General features: G+C 67.1%; 14 protein-coding genes. 6 read left to right on the top strand and 8 right to left on the bottom strand.

From position 1 onward, the window contains the following. Window positions 1–5 precede the first annotated feature (5 nt). Window positions 6–6176 (bottom strand): autotransporter outer membrane beta-barrel domain-containing protein, encoded by a 6171-nt coding sequence (locus AC3WOB_RS05010; RefSeq protein WP_492274378.1) that lies wholly within the window; start codon window positions 6174–6176, stop codon window positions 6–8. 166 nt (window positions 6177–6342) lie between these two features. On the opposite strand from AC3WOB_RS05010, the gene AC3WOB_RS05005 reads away from it, so the two are divergent. The 3 genes from AC3WOB_RS05005 (at window position 6343) to AC3WOB_RS04995 (ending at window position 10938) form a co-directional block, all read left to right on the top strand. Continuing rightward, a complete protein-coding gene (locus AC3WOB_RS05005) occupies window positions 6343–6954 on the top strand; it encodes a class I SAM-dependent DNA methyltransferase (RefSeq protein ID WP_492274377.1) in 612 nt (203 codons plus the stop codon). Window positions 6955–7198: 244 nt separating this feature from the next. Next, window positions 7199–9562, top strand: coding sequence for a phosphoketolase family protein (locus AC3WOB_RS05000; protein ID WP_492274376.1), 2364 nt, complete (start codon window positions 7199–7201; stop codon window positions 9560–9562). Window positions 9563–9579: 17 nt separating this feature from the next. Then, entirely contained in the window at window positions 9580–10938 is a 1359-nt protein-coding gene (locus AC3WOB_RS04995) for an MBL fold metallo-hydrolase RNA specificity domain-containing protein (protein WP_492274375.1), read from the top strand. 71 nt (window positions 10939–11009) lie between these two features. On the opposite strand, the gene AC3WOB_RS04990 is transcribed toward AC3WOB_RS04995, so the two are convergent. From AC3WOB_RS04990 to AC3WOB_RS04960, 7 genes are all read right to left on the bottom strand, one after another. Next, entirely contained in the window at window positions 11010–13217 is a 2208-nt protein-coding gene (locus AC3WOB_RS04990; protein WP_492274374.1) for a TonB-dependent receptor, read from the bottom strand. Window positions 13218–13317: 100 nt separating this feature from the next. Continuing rightward, a complete protein-coding gene (locus tag AC3WOB_RS04985) occupies window positions 13318–14325 on the bottom strand; it encodes a siderophore ABC transporter substrate-binding protein (RefSeq protein WP_492274373.1) in 1008 nt (335 codons plus the stop codon). After that, window positions 14322–15098, bottom strand: coding sequence for an iron ABC transporter ATP-binding protein (locus AC3WOB_RS04980; RefSeq protein ID WP_492274372.1), 777 nt, complete (start codon window positions 15096–15098; stop codon window positions 14322–14324). The genes AC3WOB_RS04985 and AC3WOB_RS04980 overlap by 4 nt, the downstream gene beginning before the upstream one ends. Beyond that, window positions 15095–16042, bottom strand: coding sequence for an iron chelate uptake ABC transporter family permease subunit (locus AC3WOB_RS04975; protein ID WP_013396061.1), 948 nt, complete (start codon window positions 16040–16042; stop codon window positions 15095–15097). The genes AC3WOB_RS04980 and AC3WOB_RS04975 overlap by 4 nt, the downstream gene beginning before the upstream one ends. Beyond that, window positions 16042–16983: an ABC transporter permease gene (locus tag AC3WOB_RS04970; protein WP_013396062.1), complete on the bottom strand. Its 942-nt coding sequence runs from the start codon at window positions 16981–16983 to the stop codon at window positions 16042–16044. Before AC3WOB_RS04970 ends, AC3WOB_RS04975 begins: the two co-directional genes overlap by 1 nt. After that, on the bottom strand, window positions 16983–18737 hold the full coding sequence (locus AC3WOB_RS04965) for an ABC transporter ATP-binding protein (RefSeq protein ID WP_492274371.1): 1755 nt from the start codon (window positions 18735–18737) through the stop codon (window positions 16983–16985). Before AC3WOB_RS04965 ends, AC3WOB_RS04970 begins: the two co-directional genes overlap by 1 nt. Then, on the bottom strand, window positions 18731–20539 hold the full coding sequence (locus AC3WOB_RS04960; protein ID WP_492274370.1) for an ABC transporter ATP-binding protein: 1809 nt from the start codon (window positions 20537–20539) through the stop codon (window positions 18731–18733). Before AC3WOB_RS04960 ends, AC3WOB_RS04965 begins: the two co-directional genes overlap by 7 nt. 142 nt (window positions 20540–20681) lie before the next feature. Here AC3WOB_RS04960 and AC3WOB_RS04955 point away from each other — a divergent pair, with 142 nt between their 5' ends. The 3 genes from AC3WOB_RS04955 (at window position 20682) to AC3WOB_RS04945 (ending at window position 23181) form a co-directional block, all read left to right on the top strand. Next, window positions 20682–21356: a TetR/AcrR family transcriptional regulator gene (locus tag AC3WOB_RS04955; RefSeq protein WP_492274369.1), complete on the top strand. Its 675-nt coding sequence runs from the start codon at window positions 20682–20684 to the stop codon at window positions 21354–21356. A gap of 143 nt (window positions 21357–21499) precedes the next feature. After that, window positions 21500–22123 (top strand): glutathione S-transferase family protein, encoded by a 624-nt coding sequence (locus tag AC3WOB_RS04950; protein WP_492274368.1) that lies wholly within the window; start codon window positions 21500–21502, stop codon window positions 22121–22123. Between the two features lie 98 nt (window positions 22124–22221). Continuing rightward, the gene (locus tag AC3WOB_RS04945; protein ID WP_492274613.1) at window positions 22222–23181 is read left to right on the top strand and encodes an LLM class oxidoreductase; all 960 of its coding nucleotides are present in this window, start codon (window positions 22222–22224) and stop codon (window positions 23179–23181) included. Window positions 23182–23198: the final 17 nt, after the last annotated feature.

Below are 23198 nucleotides of genomic sequence, written 5' to 3'. Positions count from 1 at the left end.
CCAGCTCAGAAACGGTAGGCGGCGCGCAAGGTCAGGGACTGGTCGCGGTATTCCCCATTGCCGCGCAAAGCGTATTCCGTCTTCAGCTCCACGCCCTTGGGCGTGACGTATTCCAGGCCTGCGGACAGATTGCCATAGGTCCTGGGCATGCCGGACCGCAGCGTGAACGGCGCCGCGCCTGGCACATTGAGCTGCATGGTGCTGACCACGTCGCCGCCGCTCAGAAAGCTCATCCCGCCGGCCACGTATGAGCGCAAGGTCGAGCCGTTGGCCAGGTCCTTGCGTCCGCCCAGTTCCATCATGGGCGAGACCATGAACGAGGTCGTGTCGTTGCCGCGCACCTTCAGGTTGAAGGCGCCCGCGCCTTGTTCGTCGTAGCCGTCCTGCCGGATGTGGTTCACGTCCAAGTCCATGTACGGCCGCAAGTACCAGGACGGCTGGCTGAATTCGTAGGCGGTGCGCAGCCTGGCCGCCAGAAAGGACGATTCCGGCTTGCTCTTGGCCACGCCGTCCAGCGTGCCGCGCGACATCCTGCTCTTCTCCACGCCGCCATGCACGGCAAGCGACACCTGCCACGGCGCATTGTTGTACTTCAAGGCCAGGCCGCCCGCGTAGGTATCGCTATTGCCCGAGAGATCCGAGGCCGAGGTGGTCTTGCCATAGGCGTAGCTCAGCGAACCGCCCAGGAACCAGTTGGTGGCGATCTCGCGCTGCGCGCCCAGCGTGAGCGTGCTCTGGCGCACGCGGTAGCCTTCGTCGTCCGAGGTGGCCTTGCGCTGGGTCCAGTTCGTGTCCAGACGGGTCCAGACGCAATCGCCCTCGCGCAGGATAGTGCTTTCTCCGACGAACGCCGGGCAACTCATCATCCGGTTCATCGACGCGTAGGACGCATGCATCTGGTTGGCGGCGCGGGCGAACTGGCCGTCATGGGCGATGCGGTTCAAGGCGTCGCGGTACTGGTCCGCCGTCTGGATCCCCGTGAGCTTGTCGAAGGTGGCGGCATCGCTCTGTTTCCCCTGATCCCACAGCGCCTGCAACGAGTTCGCGATCCTCGCGCGATCCGCGCTCAGCGGCAATGCCGACGGGGTGAAATTGGCGTCGACCGAAATGAGCGGATCGCGCAAGCCGCCGGCGCCGTTGTTCTTCAGCGCATAGTTGAACAAGGGGCTGTCGCTTGCGGTCGCGGGCATGCTGTTTTGCGCGGCATCGAAATGGCCTATCCCCAGCCACACGTTCTTCACGGGATTGCGCAGCACGGGTCGGACCGTTCCCGCGAAGGTCGATGCGCCCGATACCGAGAGGAAGTCGCTGTTGTGGCCGCCAAAGTCCAGATCGGGCCGGTAGGTTCCCGTGTGGTTCAGCGCGCCCGTGATCCGGGTCGCGGCAAACACGCCCGGCCTGCCCGGATTCAGGATGCCGGCGCTGGCCAGATCGCCCTGGAAGCGGGCGCCGCTGTACAGGTTGGCGCCGGCGTTGTTATGGAAGAGGCTGCCGCTACCCATCAGCACGTCGCCCGCCACGGTTCCGCTATTGTTGACGACGGTCTGGCCGGCCACGTCGATCGCCGTCTTCGCCTGAATCGTGCCGGCATTGGTGATGGTGGTGCTGGCCAGCGGCGCGATGGCCAGGATGCCCGTGCCGGACTTGGCGTCGGCGCTTATCAAGGCATTCTGCTCCAGGCTGACCGAGACCGCCCGGCCTCCGCCATAGGCGCCATTGCTGATCGCGACCACGGCCGGCGAATTGGCGCCGGTGGCGACGACCTGCGCGGCATGGCCGATGGCCACGCTTACCGGCCCGCCGTATGCCGGGTAGTTGCCCGGCGTGCTGTATTGATAAAGTGCGCCGTCCTTGAACACGCCGCCCCCGCCCACGCTCATCGCCAGGATCGCGGGCGCGTTGGCGCCGGAAGTCTGGACAGTGCCGCCCGTGCCGATGGCCACGTTGATGCTGCCGCCATTGCCCTGGCCGCCGGTCAGTCCCGCGTTCTGTATGAGGCCCGTCGTGTATTGCGCGGACGACTGGTCGCCCGCCAGCCCGCCGCCGCCGCCCACGCTTTGCGCCAGGATGCCGGCGGCGCCTTTGCCCGCAGTCGCGACCATGCCCGAAATGGACAGGTTGACGGCATTGCCGTCGCCGCCTGCCGCCGGGGATCCGACGGGTTTCAAGGTCACGAGGCCGGGCCGCGTCGCCAGGCCGGCAATGCCGCCGCCCCCGCCTATGCTTTGCGCGACGATGCCATGCGAGTTCGTGCCGGCCGTGACGATGCTGCCGCCCACGTCCTGCGTCACGGTAACGCTTCCACCAGGACCCACCATCGGCGAGCTGGAGCCGAACGTGAGGTTCACCGCATTGGCGGCTGGCCCCGCGCCGTTATCCACCATGACCAGGCCGCCGCCGCCCCCTATGCTCTGCGCCAGCACGCCGAAGGACAGCGCGCCGTTCGTGACGATGCTGCCGCCCGTGTTGGCGACGCTGACACTGCCTCCGCCACCGGTGACGTTGCCCAGGAAGCCGCCTCCCCCAGCTTTCGCGGTGCTTCCCAGCTGAATATCGATGCCCGTGAGAGACGCGCTGGACGACGCGGCCGCCATGCCGCCTCCGCCGCCCACGCTTTGCGCCAGGATCCCTGGAGAGAACCACCCTTGCGTGGTGACGCGGCCAATGTTGTTGGCCACGCTCACCGTGCCGCCAGACGCCTGGACCATGCCGAAGGTGTTGGTGATGGACGGGTATTCAGCGCCCAATGCGACCGCCAGCGAGGCCTCCTGCTGGATGGCGGCAAGGCTGGCATTGCGCAGGACCAGCGTGCTGACCCCGCCGCCGCCACCCACGCTCTGCGCCATGATCCCGGCAGAGCCGCCCGCCCGGGTCGCGAGCGTCCCGCCATGAACCACGCTGGCCGCGCCGCCCGTGCTGGTCGAGGAACCCTGCTTCGGGTCGCCCGCGGCGCCCAGCGTGATCGCTGCGGCGGTCTGGTTCCACAGGAACAGGGGCTGGTCGACCACCGAAATGCCGCCGCCCCCGCCCACGCTCTGCGCGAGTATGCCCGGCGCCTGGTAACCCTGCGTGGAGATCTGGCTGGTCGCGGCGCTGGCGTCGACCATGACGGCGCCGCCCGCGCCGCTGGCCCCGTCTACCCCGCCGGCACGCACATTGACCAGGGAGCCCAGCAGTGACCCGCCTTTGGTGCCCAGGAGGCTGACGATGCGGGTGATCTTGTCGATGATCGCTGGAGCCTGGCTGCCCGAGCCGGCCGATACCACCGCCTGCAGATCCTGCCCGCTGGCTGTGCTTCTGCCGCCGCCACCGCCTATGCTCTGCGCGACGATGCCCGCCGAACCGTTGCCTTGCGTCGCAATGACTCCCGTGTTCGTCACGATGGCCGGATCCGCAGCGCTGCCGCCGCCCGCGCCCGCCTCCCCGCCGTTGCCGCCTGTCTGGTGGGTGATGCTGGTTTGCGGCAGCGCGACGGTGAACAGATCCTGCACGCCCGACGCGGCGGCCTTGATCAGCGCATCGATACTGGACAGCAGGCTGGACGCGCCCGCCGAATCTATCGTGCCCGCATTGCCTCCCCCGCCGCCGATGCTCTGCGCCAGGATGCCGGGCGCGTGATCTCCCGCCGTCGAGATGGCGCCGTCATTGCGCACATTGAAGGCGCTGGCGCCGTTCCCCGCGCCGCCATTGCCGCCGGTCGTGACGCCGACCGACAGATTGACGGCCTTGCTGAACGCCAGCTGCGGCGTCTGCTCCAGCCAGCTCGCGGCCTTGTCCAGCAAGCCCGCCAGACTGGCCGGCGAGCCCAGGATGTCATTGAACGAGTTGGCGTCGTGCGCCTGGACGATGCCGCCGTTGCCCCCGCCCCCGCCTATGCTTTGCGCGACCATGCCAGCCGCGCCCGTCCCCTGGGTGGCGATGACGCCCGTGACGGCGTTGCCGGCCCGTACCCTTCCGCCGCTGCCGCCCTGGCCGCCCTGCCCGCCATGGCGCACGCTCAGTTGCAGGTCGACCAGCGAGTTGCCTATGGTCGGAATCTTGACCGGCGCCAGCACCCCGCCGCCATTGCCGCCGCCGCCTCCTATGCTCTGGACCACCGCCCCATTGCTTTGCGCGCCCGCGGTGTGGATACCCCCCGCATTCGTGAACACGGCCGTCCCGCCATCGCCAGCGCCTTGGCCCGCGCCGCCGTTGGACACCGCAACCGTGACCGTGCCGCTGGGCTTGTCGCCCAAGGGCGGCGCGATCGTGATGGCGCGGGAGTTGGCCAGCCCGCCGCTGCCGCCGCCTCCGCCTATGCTTTGCGCCAGCACGCCATTGCTGTGCGCGCCCAGCGTCGTGATCGTTCCCTGGCTGGCCTGCGTGAATGAAACCGTACTGCCAAAGCCGCCGCTGCCGCCCTTGCCGCCGGTCGCCACAGTGACGTTCAACCCCACGCCCACGCCGACCGCATTGGCCGATCCGCCGCTGCCGCCACCGCCGCCTATGCTCTGCAGGATCACGCCCGAGGCGTTGCCGGCGCGCGTCAGTATCTTGCCTTGCGAAGAAAACTGGACCAGCCCGCCATTGCCTGCCGCGCCGCCCGTGCCGCCGATCGCGACCGACGCGATCACGCCGGTGCTGTTGGCGTCGCCGCCCAACCCGCCCCCGCCGCCTATGCTCTGCAACAGCACCGCGGCGCTGTTGTCGCCCGAGGTGTCGATGCCGCCGCTATTGGCCATGGCGATACCGCCGCCCGCGCCGCCGGTTCCGCCATGCCCGCCGCCCACGGCGATGATGCCGTTGCTGGACGAGGCCAAGCCGCCGCCGCCGCCCGCGCTGTTGGCGATGACGGCGGCCGCATCGTTGCCGTAGGTGCTGATGCGGCCGGCATTGGTGATCGTGATCGCCTGGCCCGCGACCGCGCCGGCGCCGCCATTGCCGCCTTGTCCGAATGCGCCGTTGGCGCCCGCCGGGCCGCCTTCCCCGCCCAGCACGCTGGCCATGACGCCCTTCGCGCCGACAGTAGCGTTGGCGCCGGTCGTGATCGTGCCGGTATTGGTGATGACGATGGCGCCGGGCGCGCCGCCCGCGCCGCCATTGTGGCCATCGAACCAGGAGCCGTTGCCGCCGTTGCCGCCATTGCCGCCCTGGGTCAGCGCGTAGACGCCGATACCCCGGTTGCCGTCGGTCTTGATGGCGCCGCCGTTGCTGACGCTGACCTGGCCGGCATTGCCCCCCGCCGCGGCCTTGGTGTCGGTATCGTTGGCGGTCGACGCATTGCCGCCGATGGAACGGGCGATCACGCCATACACGCCGTCGCCATGGCCGTTGACCGCAGTCCCGGCCGAGGACATGAACGTAACAGCCGAGGCGTCGCCGCCCCGCCCGGCATCGCTATGCCCGCCGAAGTCCCCCGTATGCTCGGCCGCCCCGGCCTGCCCGCCCGACGATATCAGTCCAACCCCGGCGCTGACGCCGTCCGGTCCCGGCCCGCGCGCGGTCACCGAGCTCGCGCCTTGCAGGATCACGGATGCCAAGCCTGCGCTGCCGCCATGGCCGGACGTGTAGGCACTGTCGAAGCCATTGGCGATGGCGCTGTCGGTCCCCGCGCCGCCCCAGGATTGGACCGCGATGCCAAAGCCCGTGCCGGCGATGGTGGCGTTGTTGAGCGTGATGCGCGCCTGATGCCCGTCGCCGCCGATGCCGTAGCCGCCGTTGGGTCCGTCCGCATTGCCCCACAGGCCGCCGTTGCCGCCCGCCGAGTACAGGTCTATTCCCCGGCCCGCGGCATTGACCGTGCTGGCCGACAAGGTGTAATCGATGATCCGCCCGCCGCCGCCATTGCCGCCCCAATGGTTCACGTCGGCGTCCCTGCCGTTGCCGCCCTTGCCTCCGCTGACGTCGATCAGGATGCCGGTCTGACCGGTCGCACTGGCGCTGATGCGCTGGTTGCTGTCGGTCTGGACGAAGTCACGCTGGCCCCATTGCCCGTCATGGCCATTATTGGGGTGTTCGCCGCTGGAACAGCAGGTGCCGTCGGCGCCGCGAAACTGATAGGCCAGCGGCGCCGTCTGCGCCCAGGCCGGCCGCCCGAAGAGGTACACGGTGGAGATGCCTGCCTGCAAGCACAACGCCAGCCAGGTAAGCCGCAGGCCGTTGCGGCCGGGCTTTGGAATGTCTTGTTGTAGGGTCATGGCGGCGGCGGCGAAAATAGGGCAGATAGAGAAAATCGCCGTTCCCCGCCCGCTCCACAAGTCTGGGATGACGAATCAACCATCCTGGCTGATGAGCGGCGGATGGCCGCCACCAGCTCTGGATTGCCCGGGCATGGGAAAATCGCAACTCTCTGGGAACACCGACATGTCCACCTCGCCCGCCGACAATGTGATTTCGCTGTATCGGGAACACGCCGACGCCTTCGAGAAATTGCGCGGCAAGCAGCTGGTAGAACGCGCCTGGCTGGCGGCGTTCCTGGACCTGCTGCCCGGCCCCGCTCCCGAGGTGCTGGACATAGGCTGCGGCACCGGCATCCCCATCGCCCGCCATCTGATCGAACGCGGCTGCAGGCTGACCGGCGTGGATGCCTCGGACGCGCTGCTTGCGCGGGCAAGAGCCTCGTTCCCTGAACACAGCTGGATTGAAGCGGACATGCGCAGCCTGCCGCCCTTGCGCCCATTCCAGGGGCTGATCGCCTGGCACAGCTTCTTTCACCTGCGGCCGGAAGACCAGCGCCCCATGTTCGACGCCTTCGAGCGCCTGGCCGCTCCGGGCGCGGCGCTGATGTTCACCAGCGGCACCCATCTGGGGGAAGCCATCGGCCAATTCGAAGGCCAGCCGCTCTATCACGGCAGCCTGGACACCGCGGAGTATCGCGAACTGTTGCGCCAGACCGGCTTCGAAGTGATACGCCACGTCGAAGCCGACAAGACCTGCGGCGGCGCGAACATCTGGCTGGCACAACGGCGCAGATAAAACCTTTGAGTTACCTCAAGGTTTGACCGGCGCACAACGCCGGACAACGCCCCTCTGCGCCATAATCAACATGCCGCGGTCCCTCATGGGCCGCGCGAGGCCCACCTAGCCTCTTCGGTTTCCCTCACCTCGATCAGGCGGACCCGGCATTCATACAAAGACTTATCCTCCCGCTACCCGGCGATGAAGGATACGCGAAGCGCCTTGCCGCCTTGTGCCAAGGCGAACTTCAAAGGACCCCGCGATGAAACTCCGCGAGTATTGGCTATCCGGCCATGGCCCCATCCAACACCGCGCCGAAACCGTGAACCGCGTCGACGCGCTGGTGCAGCGCCTGGCGGCCAGCGGCCAGGTCGCCAGCCCGGACGATGCCTACGCCATGCTGGCCGCGGCCGACCGCCTAAGCTGCGCGGCGATGAACGTGGTGGCGCATATGACCTATGCCCGCCGCATCGACCTGAACGGCGCGCCGCTGGGCGCCGAGGACTTCAAGCCCAACCCCGAGGGCCATACGGGCGGCTCGCTGAATATGGCGCCCGCCTTCGTCGCCTATCTGCTGGCCAATGCGCTCAGCGGCAAGACCCGCGGCTGGCTGATGGGCCAGGGCCATTGCGTGGCCGCCATCGAAGCCGTCAACGCCCTGACCGGCGACGTCTCGCCGGCGCAGCGCGGCCGCTATGACCGCAGCGAGGCCGGACTGGGACGCCTGATCACGGATTTCTATTCCTACGCCATCGACGCGCAGGGATTGCCCGCCGTGCCGCTGGGCAGCCACGCCGGCCCCAACACGGCGGGCGCGGTGTCCGAAGGCGGCTACCTCGGCTTCGCCGGCCTGCAATACGTGCACATGCCCCTGCCGGGAGAAAGCCTGGTGGCCTTCCTGAGCGACGGCGCCTTCGAAGAACAACGCGGCTCCGACTGGGCCACGCGCTGGTGGCGCGCCGAGGATTGCGGCCAGGCCGTGCCGGTCATGATCCTCAATGGCCGCCGCATCGAGCAGCGCACGCAGATCGTGCAGGAAGGCGGCGCGCATTGGCTGGCGGAGGACCTGCGCCACAACGGCTTCGACCCGCTGATCGTCGACGGCCGCGATCCGGCAGCCATCGCCTGGGCCATCCTGGCGGCCGAGGAAGCGCTGGTCGCGAACCTGGCGGCGCCGGACTTCCAGTATCCCGCCCGGCTGCCCTATGTCATCGCCGAGACCGAGAAGGGATTCGGCTTTCCCGGCGCCGGCACCAATGCCGCGCACAACCTGCCGCTGGGCGGCAATCCGCACACCGACATCGCGGCGCGCGATGCCTTCAACGCCAGCGCCGCCCGGCTGTTCGTGCCGGAAGCGGAATTGGACGCGGCGCTGGCCACACTGGCCAATCACAAAGCGCAGCAACGCCCGCTGGAAAGCGGGCACTCCATGGCGCACCGGCATCCCGACGCCCCCGCTCTGCCCGAACCTGCCTGGGAAGCCACCGGCAACCAGGGCAGCGCCATGGCCGCGCTGGACCGCTGGTTCGTGGCACTGGTGCGGGTCAACCCGGGCCTGCGCGTGCGCATCGGCAATCCGGACGAACTGGCCAGCAACAAGATGGGCGGCACGCTGGCCTTGTTGAAGCACCGCGTCGACCATCCGGAGGCCGGCGTCGCCGAGGACCAGCACGGCGCCGTCATCACCGCCTTGAACGAGGAAGCCGTGGCCGCCGCCGCGCTCGCCAACAAGGGCGGCCTGAACCTCATCGTCAGCTACGAGGCCTTCGCGGTGAAGATGCTGGGCCTGCTGCGCCAGGAGATCATCTTCGCGCGCCGCCAGAAGGAACTGGGGCAGGCGCCGGGATGGCTGTCGGTGCCGCTGGTGGTCACCTCCCACACCTGGGAGAACGCCAAGAACGAGCAATCGCACCAGGACCCCACCATAGGCGAAGCCTTGCTGGGCGAAATGTCCGACACCTCCCGCGTGTTGTTCCCGGTGGACGGCAACAGCGCCGCGGCGGCGCTGCGCGCGGTCTATGCCCAGCGCGCCCAAGTGGCCTGCATGGTCGTGTCCAAGCGCGACGGCGCGCAGCGCTTCGACGCGCGGGCCGCACAGGCACTGGTCGAACAGGGCGCGGCCCACGTCGCGGGCGACCCGCAGAGCAGCGCGCTGCAATTCGTCGCCATCGGCGCCTACCAGCTCGAAGAGGCCCTGAAGGCGCGCGCCCATCTGGCGCGGCTGGGCCACGAATGCTGCGTGTCCGTTGTGCTGGAACCCGGCCGCCTGCGAGCGCCGCGCGACGAACTGGAAGCCGCTTTCGCGCTGTCCGACATTGCGGTCCACGCGCTCTTCCCGCCCGGCCTGCCGCGCGTGCTGCTGTGCCACACGCGCCCCGAACCCATGCTGGGCGTGCTGCGCCGGCTGGACGGCGGCCCGGCCCGCACCCGGGCGCTGGGCTACATCAGCCGCGGCGGCACGCTGGACGTGCCCGGCATGCTATTCGCCAACCGCTGCACCTGGGCGCACGCGGTCGACGCTGCTGCCGCCGTAGCCGGCTGGCGCCGCGAGGACGTGCTGGATACGCCGCGACTGCAAGCCATCGACGGCAGGGGCGATCCCGCCGACCTCGCCACCCCTTCTTGATGCGGCACAAGGACATTATGCTCACACTGACCTGCCTGGGCGGCGCCGGTACCGTCACCGGCTCCAAGCACCTGCTAAACCACGCCGACACCCGCCTGCTGATCGATTGCGGCCTGTTCCAGGGCCTGAAGAACCTGCGGGAACTCAACTGGCAGAGCTTGCCCCTGTCGCCGGCCGACATCGACGCGGTGGTGCTGACGCATGCCCACCTCGATCATTGCGGCTACCTGCCGCGGCTGGTGGCCGAGGGCTTCAAGGGCAAGATCCACGCCACGCCCGCGACCCGCGATGTCGCGGAGCTGATCCTGCTGGACAGCGCCAACCTGCAGGAAAAGGATGCGGACTTCGCCAACCGCAAGGGCTTTTCCAAGCACAAACCCGCGTTGCCGCTCTACCGCGTGATCGACGCCCAGCGCGCGCTGACGCGCTTTGCCGACGTGGCGCTGCACCAGGAGACCGCCCTGCCCGGCGGCGCGACGCTGACCTTGCGCCGCGCCGGCCACATCCTGGGCGCGGCCACCGCACAGATCGACATCGGCGGCATGCGCGTGGTGTTCTCCGGCGATCTGGGCCGCTACGACGATCCGGTGATGCACGATCCCGAACCCGTGCCGCGCGCCGACTACATCGTCATCGAGTCCACCTACGGCAACCGGCGCCATGATCCCGCCGATCCGGTCGAAGCCCTGAGCGCCGTCATCGAACGCACCGTGCAGCGCGGCGGCACAGTGGTCATCCCCGCCTTCGCCGTGGGGCGGGCGCAGACCCTGATCCACGCACTGTGGACGCTGCGCCAGGCCGGCCGGCTGCGGAACGTCCCGGTCTATCTGGACAGCCCCATGGCGACCAGCGCCACCGAACTGCTGGACCGCCATGCAGGGGAACACAAGCTGTCCCCGCGCGAGTACGAAGCCGCCTGCGCCGCCGTGACCTATGTGCGCGATGTCGAGGAATCCAAGGCGCTGTCGGCCAACCGTTACCCCAAGGTCATCATCTCGGCCAGCGGCATGGCCACGGGCGGGCGGGTGCTGCACCATATCGCCGCCTTTGGCACCGACCACCGCAACACCCTGCTCTTTTCCGGCTTCCAGGCAGCCGGCACGCGCGGCCGCAAGCTGCTCGACGGCGCCACCGAAACCAAGATCTACGGCCAGTGGACGCCCATCAACGCCGAAGTCGCCGAACTGCCCATGCTGTCGGCCCACGCCGACAGCGATGAACTGATGCGCTGGCTGTCCGGCTTTCAAGAAGCGCCGCGGCGCGTCTTCATCGTCCATGGCGAACCCGAGGCCTCCGAGGCCCTGCGCGAACGCATCGAGCGCGAACTCAGCTGGCACGCCACCGTGCCGCTGCAGGACCACAGATATGAACTGTGAGCAGCGTCCCCGGCTGAAACTGCGCGCCAGGCCGGGGATATCGCCACGAACGCCGCCTAAAGCCCGCCCCGTCAAAACTCCATCGAGGCGGAAAGCATGAAGGTGCGCGGCGCGCCCAGGGCCAGGCTCGACAATTGCGGCATGCCCCAATAGGCCTTGTTCGTCAGATTGTTGACGGCGGCTCGCAGCACGATCGGGCGGTCGGCCACTCTGGTGGCGTAGCGCGCGCCCACGTCGTAGGTCGTCCGTCCCGCCACCGACAGCGAGTTGTCGGCGCTGATGTACTGCTTGGAAACGGAGGTCGCATTGGCCGTCAGCGTCAGGCCTTGCAGCGCCGGCACATCCCATTCCACGCCCAGCTTGCCCTGGAGCTTGGGAACGCCGGTGGCCTGCTTGCCTTCGTTGGCGGCGACAGCGGTTTTGGTCACCTTGGGATTGATGTACGCGACCCCGCCCATCAGCCGCAGGCCACGCATCGGCTCGCCGAAGAAGCCCCATTCCACGCCCTGGTTGCGCTGCTCGCCGCCAAACGAGAACACGTTGGTGACGGGGTCCGTATAGCTGCTGGGCCGCTTTATCTCGAACAGGCTGACGGTATGGGTGAAATCCCCCAGATCGACCTTGATGCCGAGCTCCGTCTGCTTGGTCTTGTAGGGCGGGAACAGCTCCCCGGCGTTGGCGGCGGTGACTGGTGCGGTCTGGCCCTTGCTCAAGCCTTCGATGTAGTTGGCGTACACGGAGATGTTGTCGGTTGCCTTGATCAGCAGCGCGGCGGCGGGCGTGGTCGCGCTCGCATCGTAGCGGCTGGTCCGCGCCCCGGTCGCGACGCTGTAGTTGTCGGTGCGGACTTCCTGCCGCCGCGCGCCCAGCGTCAGCTGCACCCGGTCCTCCGCGAAGGACAAGGTATCCGCCAGGCCGTAGCTGACCAGGCGGGTCTTGCTATGCAGGATCGGCGGCCAACTGGTGGCCGGCGCCGGCCCCCAGACCGGGTTGTAGATGTTGGTGACCCAGTCCGCCCCAGGCACCGTCCGGCGGCCGTAGTCGCGCTGGTTGTCCGAGTAGTACGTGGCATTCAGCACCCACTGGTGCTTGACGCCGCCAGTCTGCAGCTTGCCCCGCAAGCCGGCCTCTCCCGACGTTTTCTTCACGTTCATGTTCAGCTGGCCCATCGAGGTGCGATAGTCGCCCGCCTCGTTGAACACCTGCGCCACCATGGCGCCGTTGTAGGTGTACTCGGACCGGCTCGTGCCCACCGCTGCGTAGGCCATCAGCTTGTCGCTCACGTCGAATTCGCCACGGATCATGGCCGCCTTGTCCTGGTTCTTCACGTAGGCCCAGTCCGGATTCAGCAGGGTTTCGGGCTTGGGCGGCTTGGGCACGCCTATGCCCGGCGCCAGGTTGATGCCTCGCGTCACGCCGTCCACACGCTCATCGCTGTCATACATATCGATGGAAACGCGCGCGCGTTCGCCGCGCCAGTCCAGGCCCAACGCGGCCAGTTGCGCCTTTTTCTTCTGGTTGTCGACCGGACCGTCGCCGTCCCTGTACATGCCGTTGAAGCGCAAGCCAAACTGCTGGTTCTCGCCAAAGCGCCGTCCCAGGTCTATGTGCCCGCCGAACTGCGAATCCGACATGTAGGTCGCGGTCAGGCGCGTCAGAGGCTCCGCGCCCGCGCGCTTGGGTACCAGGTTGACCGTGCCGCCTACGGAACCTCCGGGCGGCATGCCGTTCAGCAAGGCGGACGGCCCTTTCAGGACTTCGATGCGCTCGAACATTTCCGGCGAGGTCCGGTAGTACGGCGCCATGCCGAACAGCCCGCCAAACGAAATATCAGTGGTGCTGGAGCTGAAGCCGCGGATCGAGTAGTTCTCGCTCCAGGCGCCGGTCACGCCGTTGCTGAACACCGAAGGATCGGTCCTGGCGATCACATCGGTGATGTCCTGGGCTTGCAGGTCCTCGATGTACTTCTCCGTGTAGCTGATGACGGAGAACGGCGTATCCATGAAATCGCGGTCGCCCAGAAAGCCCGCGCGGCCGCCATAGGTCACCTGCCCGCCGGCGTAGGGCGTGGCCGGCGCATCGGCCTGGCCCGTCACCGTCACGGCCGGCAGCGTTTTCACCCCGGCCTCGACAGCCTGTTGGGCCCATGCTGCCGGAGCAGCGCCCAGGGTCAGTCCGAACAATGCCGCGGTCAGATGGTTGAGGGAAAAGACGGGGATTGCGTGCCTGGCGTGCAAGGAAGGACGTGCGACGCGGCCGCTATGGCGACGTTTGCTCATGGAATGCTCCGTTCAGTTGAGCTTTGGGTCGCCTTCGACATCAGGCGACTGGGAATCATTTACATATGAACCGGCAACTTGCCCCGATCCGTGGACGACCTCAGTTCTGGTAGGCCTTGATGACGTCGTCGATCATGAGCTTCAGCGAGTTCACGCTGGCGGCCATGACGTACCAGGCTTGCGCATCGGCGAAGACCACGCGGCCGTGCTGGAAGGCGGCGGTCTGGCGCAAGAGCGGATTGGTCAAGGTCTCGGCGTTCAAGGTGGGTCCGCGCTCCATCACCGCAGTGCGATCCACCACGTAGAGGATGTCGGGATTGGCCTGCTGGATGAACTCGCTGGAGATGGGCTGGCCGTGCAGGCCGGCCTCGGCGGTGGGGCTGGCGGGCTTCACGCCCAGGGCCTTGAAAATGAAGCCGTAGCGCGACTGCATGCCGAATGAACTGAAGGCGCCATTGTTGTGCAGCACGATGAGCGCTCTTTCGGGACGGTCCTGGATGAGGCGCTTCGCCTCCTGGACCTTGGCGTCGAGTTCGGCGGACTTGTCGCGGGCCAGGCTTTCCTTTTCAAAGATCCGCCCCAGCGTCATGAGGTGGTCCTTGATGATCTCGATGTGATTGGCCTCGCTGTCCCGGTAGTCCACGTCGAAGTGGATGGTCGGAGCGATCTCGCTCAATTCCTTGTAGTGGTTGGCCTGCAGCGAGGTGATCAGGATCAGGTCTGGCTTGGCTGCGTGCACCCGTTCCAGATTGGGCTGGACGATAGCGCCCACGTCCAGCACGTCCGGCGCATCCTTGTACTTGGCAAGAAAATTCGGCACGAAGTCCTTCGGCATGCCGGCGACCGGTACGCCCAACTGGTCGAGGAAGTCCACCTCGTTCATATCCAGGGCCACCACGCGCTGTGGCAGCTTGCTGATCACGGTGGTCCCCAGCTTGTGCTGCACCGTGACAGTTTCGTAGGCGCGCTGCGCCGATGGGCTGGCGGCGGCCGGCTGTGCCGCCGCCTTCGACGATTCGGCCGCTTCCTGGCCGCAGCCCTGCATCGCGGCCGCCGCGGCGGCCAGCAGGGCAAGCGCCCATGCCCGGCGTCCGTGCTTGAGGATCATGTCAGTTCTCCTGATGGATTGAAGTAGTTGCACAGACGTCCGCGCGCGCCTTGCGTGATCTCGAATTCCAGCCCGTAGAGCTCGCGCAGCCGCTCCTCGGTCACGACCTGCGCCACGCTGCCGGCGCTATGCACCGATCCGCCCTTCATCGCGACGATGTGGTCGGAATAGCTGGCCGCGAAATTGATGTCGTGCACCACCAGGATCACGGTGCGGCCGTGCTCGTCGCACAGGCGGCGCAAGGCGCGCATGATCTGGACCGCATGCTTGATGTCGAGGTTGTTGAGCGGTTCGTCCAGCAGCAGGCAATCCGTCTGCTGGGCGATCGTCATGGCCAGGAACGCCATCTGCCGCTGCCCGCCGCTGAGTTCGTCGAGATAGGCCGCGCGCAGCGGCTCCAGCGAGAGGAACGCGATGGCCTCGTCGATCAGGCGGCGGTCCTCCTGCGTCAACGCGCCGCGGCTGTAGGGAAACCGTCCGAAGGCAACGAGCTCTTCCACCGTCAGGCGCAGATTGAAGTCCGGCGATTGGCGCAGGGTGGCGACACGCTTGGCGTAATCGCCGATGCGGATATCCGACACCCTTGCGCCCTCGATCAGAACCTCGCCCTGGCTGGGTTCCAGCAGGCGGGCAGCCATCATCAGCAAGGTCGTCTTGCCCGCGCCGTTGGGACCGATTAGCGAGGTCAGCCGTCCTGCGGGAAACTGCAGGCTCACATCGCGCAGCACGGTCTTCGGACCATAGTTTTTCGAGAGATTCCGGATCGTGATCATGCCGTTCCCCGCGAGCGCGCCATCAGCGCCAGGAACCACGCGCCGCACACCAGGTTGACCAGGATGCCTACGCTGGTCCGGTAGTTGAAGAGATGTTCGACCGCAAGCTGGGCCAGGATGAAGATGGCGATGGCGATGGCGCAGCCGGTGGACAACGTGGCCCGGTGCCGGCGCGTACGCGTCAAGGCATAGGCCATGTTGGCGACGAAGATGCCCATGAACGCCGTGGGTCCGAGCAGGCTGGTCGACACCGCGACCAGCACCGCGATCAGCGCCAGATGCCGTCGCAAAACGCGCTGATAGTCCACACCCAGGGAAACGGCCTGGTCGCGCCCCAGGGAGATCACGTCCAGCGTCGGCAAGCTCTTGACGCCCGCCAGGCACACGCCCGCGACGATGAGGGCGGACACGAGCAGTTGCCCGGGCTCTGCCTTGTTGAAAGAGGCCTGGGTAAAGCCCAGCAGCATGGAGAACTCGCCTGGACTGGTCTTCAGCTGCACGAACTGCGTGAAGGTGCCGATCACCATCGTCAGCACCAACCCCACCAGCAGCAGGAAGTACACGTTCTGCCTGCCGTCGCGGAACAGCCAGCGATGGATGATCCATGAGTAGGCCAGCATCAGCAGCACCGACAGGAAGAAGTTGCCGTTCGCGCCGAGCAGGGCCAGGCTCTGCGCTCCCATGGCCAGGATCATGAGGGACTGGAACAGCAGGTAGACAGCCTCGTATCCCATGATGGCCGGCGTCAGGATCCGGTTGCCGGCAAGGGTCTGGAACACGATGGACGACCAGGCAATGCAGACGCCGCCGATGAGCATGGCCGCCAAGCGCGCGAGCCGCTTGGGGATGATGTAGCCGAAGTCGAAGTTGGAGCGGAAGAACAGGAAAGCCAGGGCCAATGCAATGACCGCCATCCACACCGCTCGCCGGGAGGCTGCAAGCATCACCTGTGCCTCCAGAAGATCAGCAGGAGGAACAGCACGCCTCCCACCCCGCCCGCGGTCAGGCCGATAGGCACTTCGAACGGGTAGATCAGCAGGCGGCCAAGGATGTCGCAGGCCAGCAGCAGCGAGGCGCCGCCCAACGCCACGATGGGCAAGGTGCGGCCCAGGTTGTCGCCGTAGCGCAGCGCGACCAGATTCGGAATGACCAGCCCCACGAAAGGAATGGCTCCGACCGTGATCACCGTGGCGGACACGGTGACGGCCACCAGCAGCAGCCCCAGCGCCACGGTGGCCGGATAGTTCAGGCCCAGGCTTGCGGCCATGCCTTCGCCCATGCCAAGCACGGTGAAGCGGTGCGCGTACAGATAGGTCAGCGCGACGATGGGCAGGATCAGGTAGATGATTTCGTAGTTGCCCTGCACGATCTTGGAAAAATCGCCCAGCAGCCAGCCCTGCATGCTCTGCATGATGTTGTTGCGATAGGCGTAGAACTCCGCCATGGCGCTCAACACGCCGCCGTACATCAGGCCGATCACCGGCACCAGCACCGTGTTCTTGAATTTGACGCGGCGGACGATGGCGACGAACAACAGGCTGGCCGCTAAGCAGAAGCCCAATGCGAACAGCATGCGGCCCGCCGTCCCGGCGGCGGGCATGAGCAGCATCGATGCCAGTATGCCGAGCTTGGCCGCGTCCAGTCCGCCCGAGGTTGCGGGTTCAACGAACTTGTTGCGCACGATGTGCTGGAGGATCACGCCGCAGACGGCCAGGCCGATGCCCGTCAGCACCACCGCCGCCAGACGCGGCAGCCGGCTCGCCGTCAGTGTCAGCCAGGCGTCGCCCGACAGCGAGAACAGCTGCGGCCATGCGATCTGGCGCGCGCCCACCAGCAGCGACGCGCCGCAGAGCACGATGAACAGGCCGAACAAGCTTGCGCGCATCAGGACCGCGCCCCGGCGATACGCCAGCCCTTGGCGGCTTGCCGCTGCGCCAGGAATTGCGCGTATCGCCCCTGGCGCGCGCGTAATGCCATGGGCGTGCCCTGCTCGACGACCCGCCCGTCCTCCAGCACCACGATCTGGTCGGCCATCGCCACCGTGGAGAGCTGATGCGCGATCACCACCAGCGTGCACTGGCCGCGCAGCCGCGCCAGCGTCTCAGTGATGATGGCCTGATTCTCAGCGTCCAGCGCCGCTGTGGCCTCGTCGAGAAGCAGGATCGGCGCCTGGTTCAGCAGCGCGCGGGCGACGGCGATGCGCTGGCGCTCGCCGCCGGACAGGCGCGCACCGCCCTCGCCCACCGGCGTGTCCAGCCCTTGCGGCAGGCGCTCGGCGATGCCCGCCAAGCCCGCCTGGTTGGCGGCCTGCATCAGTTCGGCATCGCTGCAGCCAGGCTTGCCGGCGCGGATGTTGTCGGCAATGGAGCCCGTGAACAGGTAGTTGTCCTGGAAGACCTGGCTGATCTGGCCTGCCAGCCGCGCACTGGAAATCTGCCGCACATCCACGCCGCCGACCAGCACGCTGCCCTGGCTCGCGTCGAAGAAGCGCGCGATCAGCCGCGCCAACGTGGTCTTGCCGGAGCCGGATGCGCCGACCAGGGCGGTCATGCTGCCCGGTTCGACGCGCAGATCGACCCCGCGCAGCACCTCGGGCTGATCCTCGGCATAGCGGAAATGCACATCCCGCAGCTCGATCGACGCATCGCGCGGCTCCTGCGGCGCTGCGGGCTCCGGCAACGGCTGGACGGCGTACAGCGCGTCCACGGCGTCGAGTTGTCCGCGCGCGCCGCGCAGCACCTCGCCATAGCCGGCCACCTCCAGCAGCGCATCGATGTAGCGGACCGCCAGCAACAGCGACACGATCGCGGCCACGATCTGTCCCGCCGCCAAGGGACTGCCCAGGATGCCGTCGATCCACCAGGCGGCGGCGATCAGCAGAACAGCGAAGACGGCCTGCACGGCCCAGACGTTGAGCACGGCCGCCCCGGCCGACAACCAGATCAGGCGCGCACCCGACTGGCGCTGCTGCTCGACGGCCTGTTCGAGCAGGCGCGTGCCGCCGCCCTCGCCATTGAAGGCGCGCAGCACCGACTGGGCCTGGGCAAACTCGACCATGCGTTGGCTGGCGTCGGCGAAGCGCCGCTGAAAGGCGTGATCGGCGCGCCGCGCCAACCTAGCCGTGAACTGCAGGACGCCAGCCAGTAGCGGCAGCGCCGCCAGGGCGATCAGTCCCAGCAGCCAGTGCTGCGCAAACAGTGCCGCGACCAGCACCGCGGGCGTCACCACGCCGGCGATGACGGGAGTGAAGACGTGCGCGGGAAGCTGGGCCAGGGACATCATGCCCTGCGTCACGAGATGCCCGAGGCGCGCCGTGTTCGCCGCCGTGAACCAGCCCACCGGCAGGCTCGCGACATGGTCGCCGAGACGATGGCGCGCGTCCCGCAGGATGGCAACGCCGACCCGCACGCCGGCCCGCTCCACATGGCGGCGCAAGCCCCAGCACAGCGCCACTCCGGCCAACAGCGCGGCCAGCCACGGCGCGGCCGCCCTCACGTTTCCTTCAAGCAGATGCGTGAGTAGCGGCACCAGCGCGGTAATCGTCAGTCCGCACAACACGCCGTAGGCGATGGCCATCCAGACGTAGCGGCGCAGGACGGACGCATCCTTGCCGAGCAGCAGCATGAAGGTCTTCAGCATGACGCCTCCTCGGTCGCTTCGAAGGATGCATAGCCGCCCTGCGTCCACAGCCGGGCATAGCAGCCGCCTTGCGCCAGCAATTGTTCATGCCTGCCTTGTTCGACGATGGCGCCGTCTTCGATCACGACGATCCGGTCGGCGTGCATCACCGTGTCCAGCCGGTGCGCAATCACCATCACCGTGCGCCCCCGGGCGAAGCGCGACAGCGCGCCCTGGACTGCCATCTCGTTGCCGGCGTCGGCCGCCGCCGTGGCCTCGTCCAGCACCAGCACGGGAGGATCCAGCAGCACCGCGCGCGCGATGCTGGCGCGCTGGAGTTCGCCGCCGGAGAGCTGCGCGTCCTCCCCGATCACCGAATCGTAGCCACGCGGCAACGCCAGGATGCGTTCATGGATATTGGCGGTGCGCGCGGCGTCCTCGATCTCTTGCTGGGTGGCGGACGGCCGGCCCAGCGCGATGTTGTCGCGCACGCTGGCATGGATCAGGCGCACCTCTTGCAGCACGAAGCCGATGCGCCGGTAGAGCTGCGCGCTCTCGATCCGCCGCAGGTCGGCGCCACCCAGCGTGATGCGCCCTTCATCGGGGTCGAAGAATCTCAGCAGCAGCCGCGCCAGGGTGGATTTGCCCGCGCCTGACGGACCGACGATGGCCGTGACCGTGCCGGGCTCCAGCGTGAAATTGATGTTGGACAGTGTCCGGCGTTCTCCGCCATAGGAGTAGCCCACGTTCTCGAACCGGACTTGATGGCCCTCGGGGATTTGCGCCTGTCCGGACGTCAGCGGTTCCAGCACGGGAGTCTCCAGCAGGGCCTGCACGCGCTGCGCCGCGCCCGCGGCGCTACCCAGGTCGTGCAGCAGCGTGTGCAGCAACAACAGCGGCGCGCATATTCCCGGCGCCACCAGCGCGAATGGCAGCAGGTCCACGGGCGCCATCCAGCCCAAGCCGACGAACAAAGTGCCAAAGCCCAATACCACGCCCAGTACCGTGACCGGCGCGATCATGGCGTGGGCATGGCCCATCGCCGCCACTAGCGGACGGGTAAAGCTGGCGAAGGCTTCGGCAAAAGCATCGACGGCCTCGCGATAGCCGCGATGCGCCTTGCCCGCGTCGCCGAACGCCTTGACCACGGGAATGCCGCCCACGAACTCCACCGTTGCCCCGTTCAGGCGCCCAAGCCGCTCGACGAACTCCTGCATGTTCGCCCCTCCGGCCTTCATCGCCCGGCGCAGGAACAGGAAGAAACCGGGAAATGGCAACAGCGCCGCAAGCGCCATGCGCCAGTCCTGCGCGAACAGGTAAGCAACCGAAATGACGATGCCGCCCGCGGCGCGTCCCACTGCCGTATAAAAATGGGCGGTCAGGCTGTGCAGCGTGCCAATGTCGTCCTGCATCGCCTGCTTGACCTCGCCCGACGCCTTGCTGGTGAACCAGCCCAACGGCACCTGGGACAGCCGCTGCGCCGCGGCCAGACGCAGGCGATGCGTAAGGCGGTTGTCGGCCAGATGGGCGGTCAGCTCGCCTGCCGAGATCAGCCCCATGCCCGCGAACATGCACGCGACGCTGGCGATGACCGTCCATCCGATATCGGTCCAGGCTGGCGCAGATGCGGAGTCCCCGGCGCCGAGGCCGGCGAAGACGATTCTGGCGATGTGCGCAATCCCTGCCAGCGGCACCAACGTAAGCATGGTGCCCACTGCGGCCAGCGCTGCGGCGGCCATCAATTGCCCGCGTATGGGGGCCAGCACCAGGCCTAGCGGGCCGGGCTTTGCAGGCTTGGCCGCGGCTGCTTCAGAACTGCTCATGAAATCGAAGTGCTCAGATGTGGGTGATAATTATTTGCATCACTATAAACTAATTTCCGCAATTAGTTGCATTGCAATAAACTAAATAAATCGGGCCGGGTTAAAGTGAGGGATGAATGACCCCACGGAACCAGGAACAGCCATGACACCGCCAGAGCGCCGCCCGGCGCGGGGACGCCCTCCCACCATCACCCGCGAGCGGATTGCCGACGCCGGCATTGCAATGGGCCTGCCGAACATCACCTTCGTCGGACTCGCGGCGGCGCTCGGCGTCAGCCATATGGCGCTGTACAAGCACGTGCCCAGCCTGGAAGAACTCAAGCGCCTGGTCGCCGAAGAGATCTTCAGCCGCTGGCAGATTCCGCAAGCCTGTAGCAACGAGCGCGGCGAATTGAAGCAGTACCTGACCCTGTTCGCCGCGTCCGTGCGGGACTTCGTCAAGGCGCATCCGGGCGTGACGCCCTATGTGATCCGCAGGCTGGCGGCCACCCCGTCCATGCTCGCGAAAATCACCGAGCAACAGCGCCATATCGCCGATGCCTACGGCATTTCCAGGGAGCAGTCCCGCATCCTGCTGGCGACCGTGGCCTTCCACGGCATGGCGGTCGCCGACACGGTGTATTCAGTCGCCGGGCTGGAGCCGGTGGTGGACGCGGAACGGGCGGCGGAAGAATCCGAGATGGAAGGGGAACTGGATCAGGGCATGCAGGCGCTCATCATCGGTCTCTTGGCCATGCTGGAAGATGGCCCACGGCAAGCTGTTGCGGCACAGGCCAAAAAGCGTGTCCCTGCGCAGCTGAAGCAATCGCGCGGTTGACCTGCGGCGCAGGCATGGCCCTGCTTTTAGATTTCCTAAATTCAAGATTGAGAAATGATCGCTGTACCCGGTCTCTTCCAGGAAGGAGAATTTCCAGACCGCAGCGAATCTGAATATCTAGCCAATCTTGAATGAGCAAGCCCATGCTGAACCTATACACCGACAGTTCTCCGAACGGCTACAAGGCCACGATTGCCCTCGAAGAACTGGCACTGCCCTACCGCCTGCATCACGTGCGCATCGCGCAGGGCGAGCACCGCCAGCCGGAGTTTCTTGCGCTGAACCCGCATGGCCGCATCCCCGCCCTCACCGACGACGAAACCGGCGTAGTGCTGTTCGAGTCGGCGGCAATACTGCTATACCTCGCTGAAAAAACCGGGAAGCTGCTGCCCGCGGACACCCAGGGCCGGTGGGAAGCGATCAAGTGGCTGCAATTCCATTCCAGTAGCGTCGGCCCCATCATCGGACAGCGCGTGAACTTCGAAGTGTTCGACAAGGCGCGCAACCCTGCCGCGCTGGAACGCTACCAACGCCTGACCGAGGATGCGCTCGCGGTGCTGGACCGCAGGCTGGCCGACCATTCCTATCTTGCTGGCGACACCTACTCCATCGCCGACATCGCGCATTTCGGCTGGAGCCATATCGCGCGCATCATCAACTTCGATTTCAGCCATCACCGGCATCTGAGCGCATGGCACGAACGCGTGGCGGCCCGGCCTGCGGTCGCCAAAGGCATCACCCTGCCTGCGCCGGCAACGGGCGCCTGAAAGCATCGAGGACTGTCGCAATGGATACCACTCACTCGCTCCATGACACGGCCGGAGCGTCGCACTTCGCCTTCTCCGCGCATCCCGGTTATCGGCGGATGTTCGCACCCGATCGCCTGACCCTGGGCATTTTCCTGCCGCTGCGCTTCTACGAAGGCAGCATGGCGGTCCTTGCGGGCCAGGCGGAACTGGTACAGCAGATCGACCGGCAGGACTTTGCTGCCGTCTGGGTGCGCGACGTGCCCTTGTACTCCCCTTCCTTCGGAGATGCCGGCCAGGTCTTCGATCCGTTCACCTACCTGGCATTTCTGGCGGCGCAAACGAAGAAGATCGCCTTGGCGACGGGGAGCGCAATCTTTTCCCTGCGCCACCCCATCGATCTGGCCAAGGCGGCGAGCACCATCGACCAACTGTCGGGCGGGCGGCTGGTGCTGGGGATCGCATCGGGCGACCGGCCTGTCGAATTTCCCGCTTATGGGCTGAACCATGACGAGCGCGCAGCGCGTTTCGCCGAAGCCGTCTCGTACTTCCGCCAGCTCATGCGCCCAGGACGCCTGGAGATCGATTCATCGCTGGGGCGCTTCAGCCGCGCGGAATTCCTGCCCAAGCCCGCCGCCGGCGCCATTCCGCTCATCGTCACCGGCTCGTCGGGGCAGTCCTTGCCGTGGATTGCCGAACACGCCGATGGCTGGCTGACCTATCCCGACGCCACGGATACCCCGATGGGACCACAACGCCTGGGGGAAAAAATCCGCGCCTGGCGCGCGCTGATACCCGATGGCGGCTTCCGTCCGCACATGACCAACGAATGGCTGGACCTGGCCGACGACCCCGACCATCCGCGCACGCCCTTGCACAACGGCTTTGTGCTGCGCACCGGCAGGAAAGGCTTGATCGCGTTGCTGGAGGAATGGCAGGCGGTCGGGGTCAATCACGCCGCGATCGGCATCCAGTTCTCGCAACGGCCTGCCGCGGAAGTGCTGCAGGAGCTGGCTGAGGACGTGCTTCCGCATTTCCCCACGCATCAGGGGCCGGCGACCTTGCCGGATGCCTGGTAGCCCACGGAGGCCGCTAC

It is taken from the genome of Achromobacter sp. FW305-C-30-7 (genome assembly GCF_058783105.1).
This window is presented reverse-complemented; position numbering and strand designations above follow the sequence as displayed.

What these genes read in the sequence shown, in the direction of transcription:
- AC3WOB_RS05010 (WP_492274378.1), bottom strand. Translation starts at nt 6,176, where the DNA reads ATGACCCTACAACAAGACATTCCAAAGCCCGGCCGCAACGGCCTGCGG.
- AC3WOB_RS05005 (WP_492274377.1), top strand. Translation starts at nt 6,343, where the DNA reads ATGTCCACCTCGCCCGCCGACAATGTGATTTCGCTGTATCGGGAACAC.
- AC3WOB_RS05000 (WP_492274376.1), top strand. Translation starts at nt 7,199, where the DNA reads ATGAAACTCCGCGAGTATTGGCTATCCGGCCATGGCCCCATCCAACAC.
- AC3WOB_RS04995 (WP_492274375.1), top strand. Translation starts at nt 9,580, where the DNA reads ATGCTCACACTGACCTGCCTGGGCGGCGCCGGTACCGTCACCGGCTCC.
- AC3WOB_RS04990 (WP_492274374.1), bottom strand. Translation starts at nt 13,217, where the DNA reads ATGAGCAAACGTCGCCATAGCGGCCGCGTCGCACGTCCTTCCTTGCAC.
- AC3WOB_RS04985 (WP_492274373.1), bottom strand. Translation starts at nt 14,325, where the DNA reads ATGATCCTCAAGCACGGACGCCGGGCATGGGCGCTTGCCCTGCTGGCC.
- AC3WOB_RS04980 (WP_492274372.1), bottom strand. Translation starts at nt 15,098, where the DNA reads ATGATCACGATCCGGAATCTCTCGAAAAACTATGGTCCGAAGACCGTG.
- AC3WOB_RS04975 (WP_013396061.1), bottom strand. Translation starts at nt 16,042, where the DNA reads ATGCTTGCAGCCTCCCGGCGAGCGGTGTGGATGGCGGTCATTGCATTG.
- AC3WOB_RS04970 (WP_013396062.1), bottom strand. Translation starts at nt 16,983, where the DNA reads ATGCGCGCAAGCTTGTTCGGCCTGTTCATCGTGCTCTGCGGCGCGTCG.
- AC3WOB_RS04965 (WP_492274371.1), bottom strand. Translation starts at nt 18,737, where the DNA reads ATGCTGAAGACCTTCATGCTGCTGCTCGGCAAGGATGCGTCCGTCCTG.
- AC3WOB_RS04960 (WP_492274370.1), bottom strand. Translation starts at nt 20,539, where the DNA reads ATGAGCAGTTCTGAAGCAGCCGCGGCCAAGCCTGCAAAGCCCGGCCCG.
- AC3WOB_RS04955 (WP_492274369.1), top strand. Translation starts at nt 20,682, where the DNA reads ATGACACCGCCAGAGCGCCGCCCGGCGCGGGGACGCCCTCCCACCATC.
- AC3WOB_RS04950 (WP_492274368.1), top strand. Translation starts at nt 21,500, where the DNA reads ATGCTGAACCTATACACCGACAGTTCTCCGAACGGCTACAAGGCCACG.
- AC3WOB_RS04945 (WP_492274613.1), top strand. Translation starts at nt 22,222, where the DNA reads ATGTTCGCACCCGATCGCCTGACCCTGGGCATTTTCCTGCCGCTGCGC.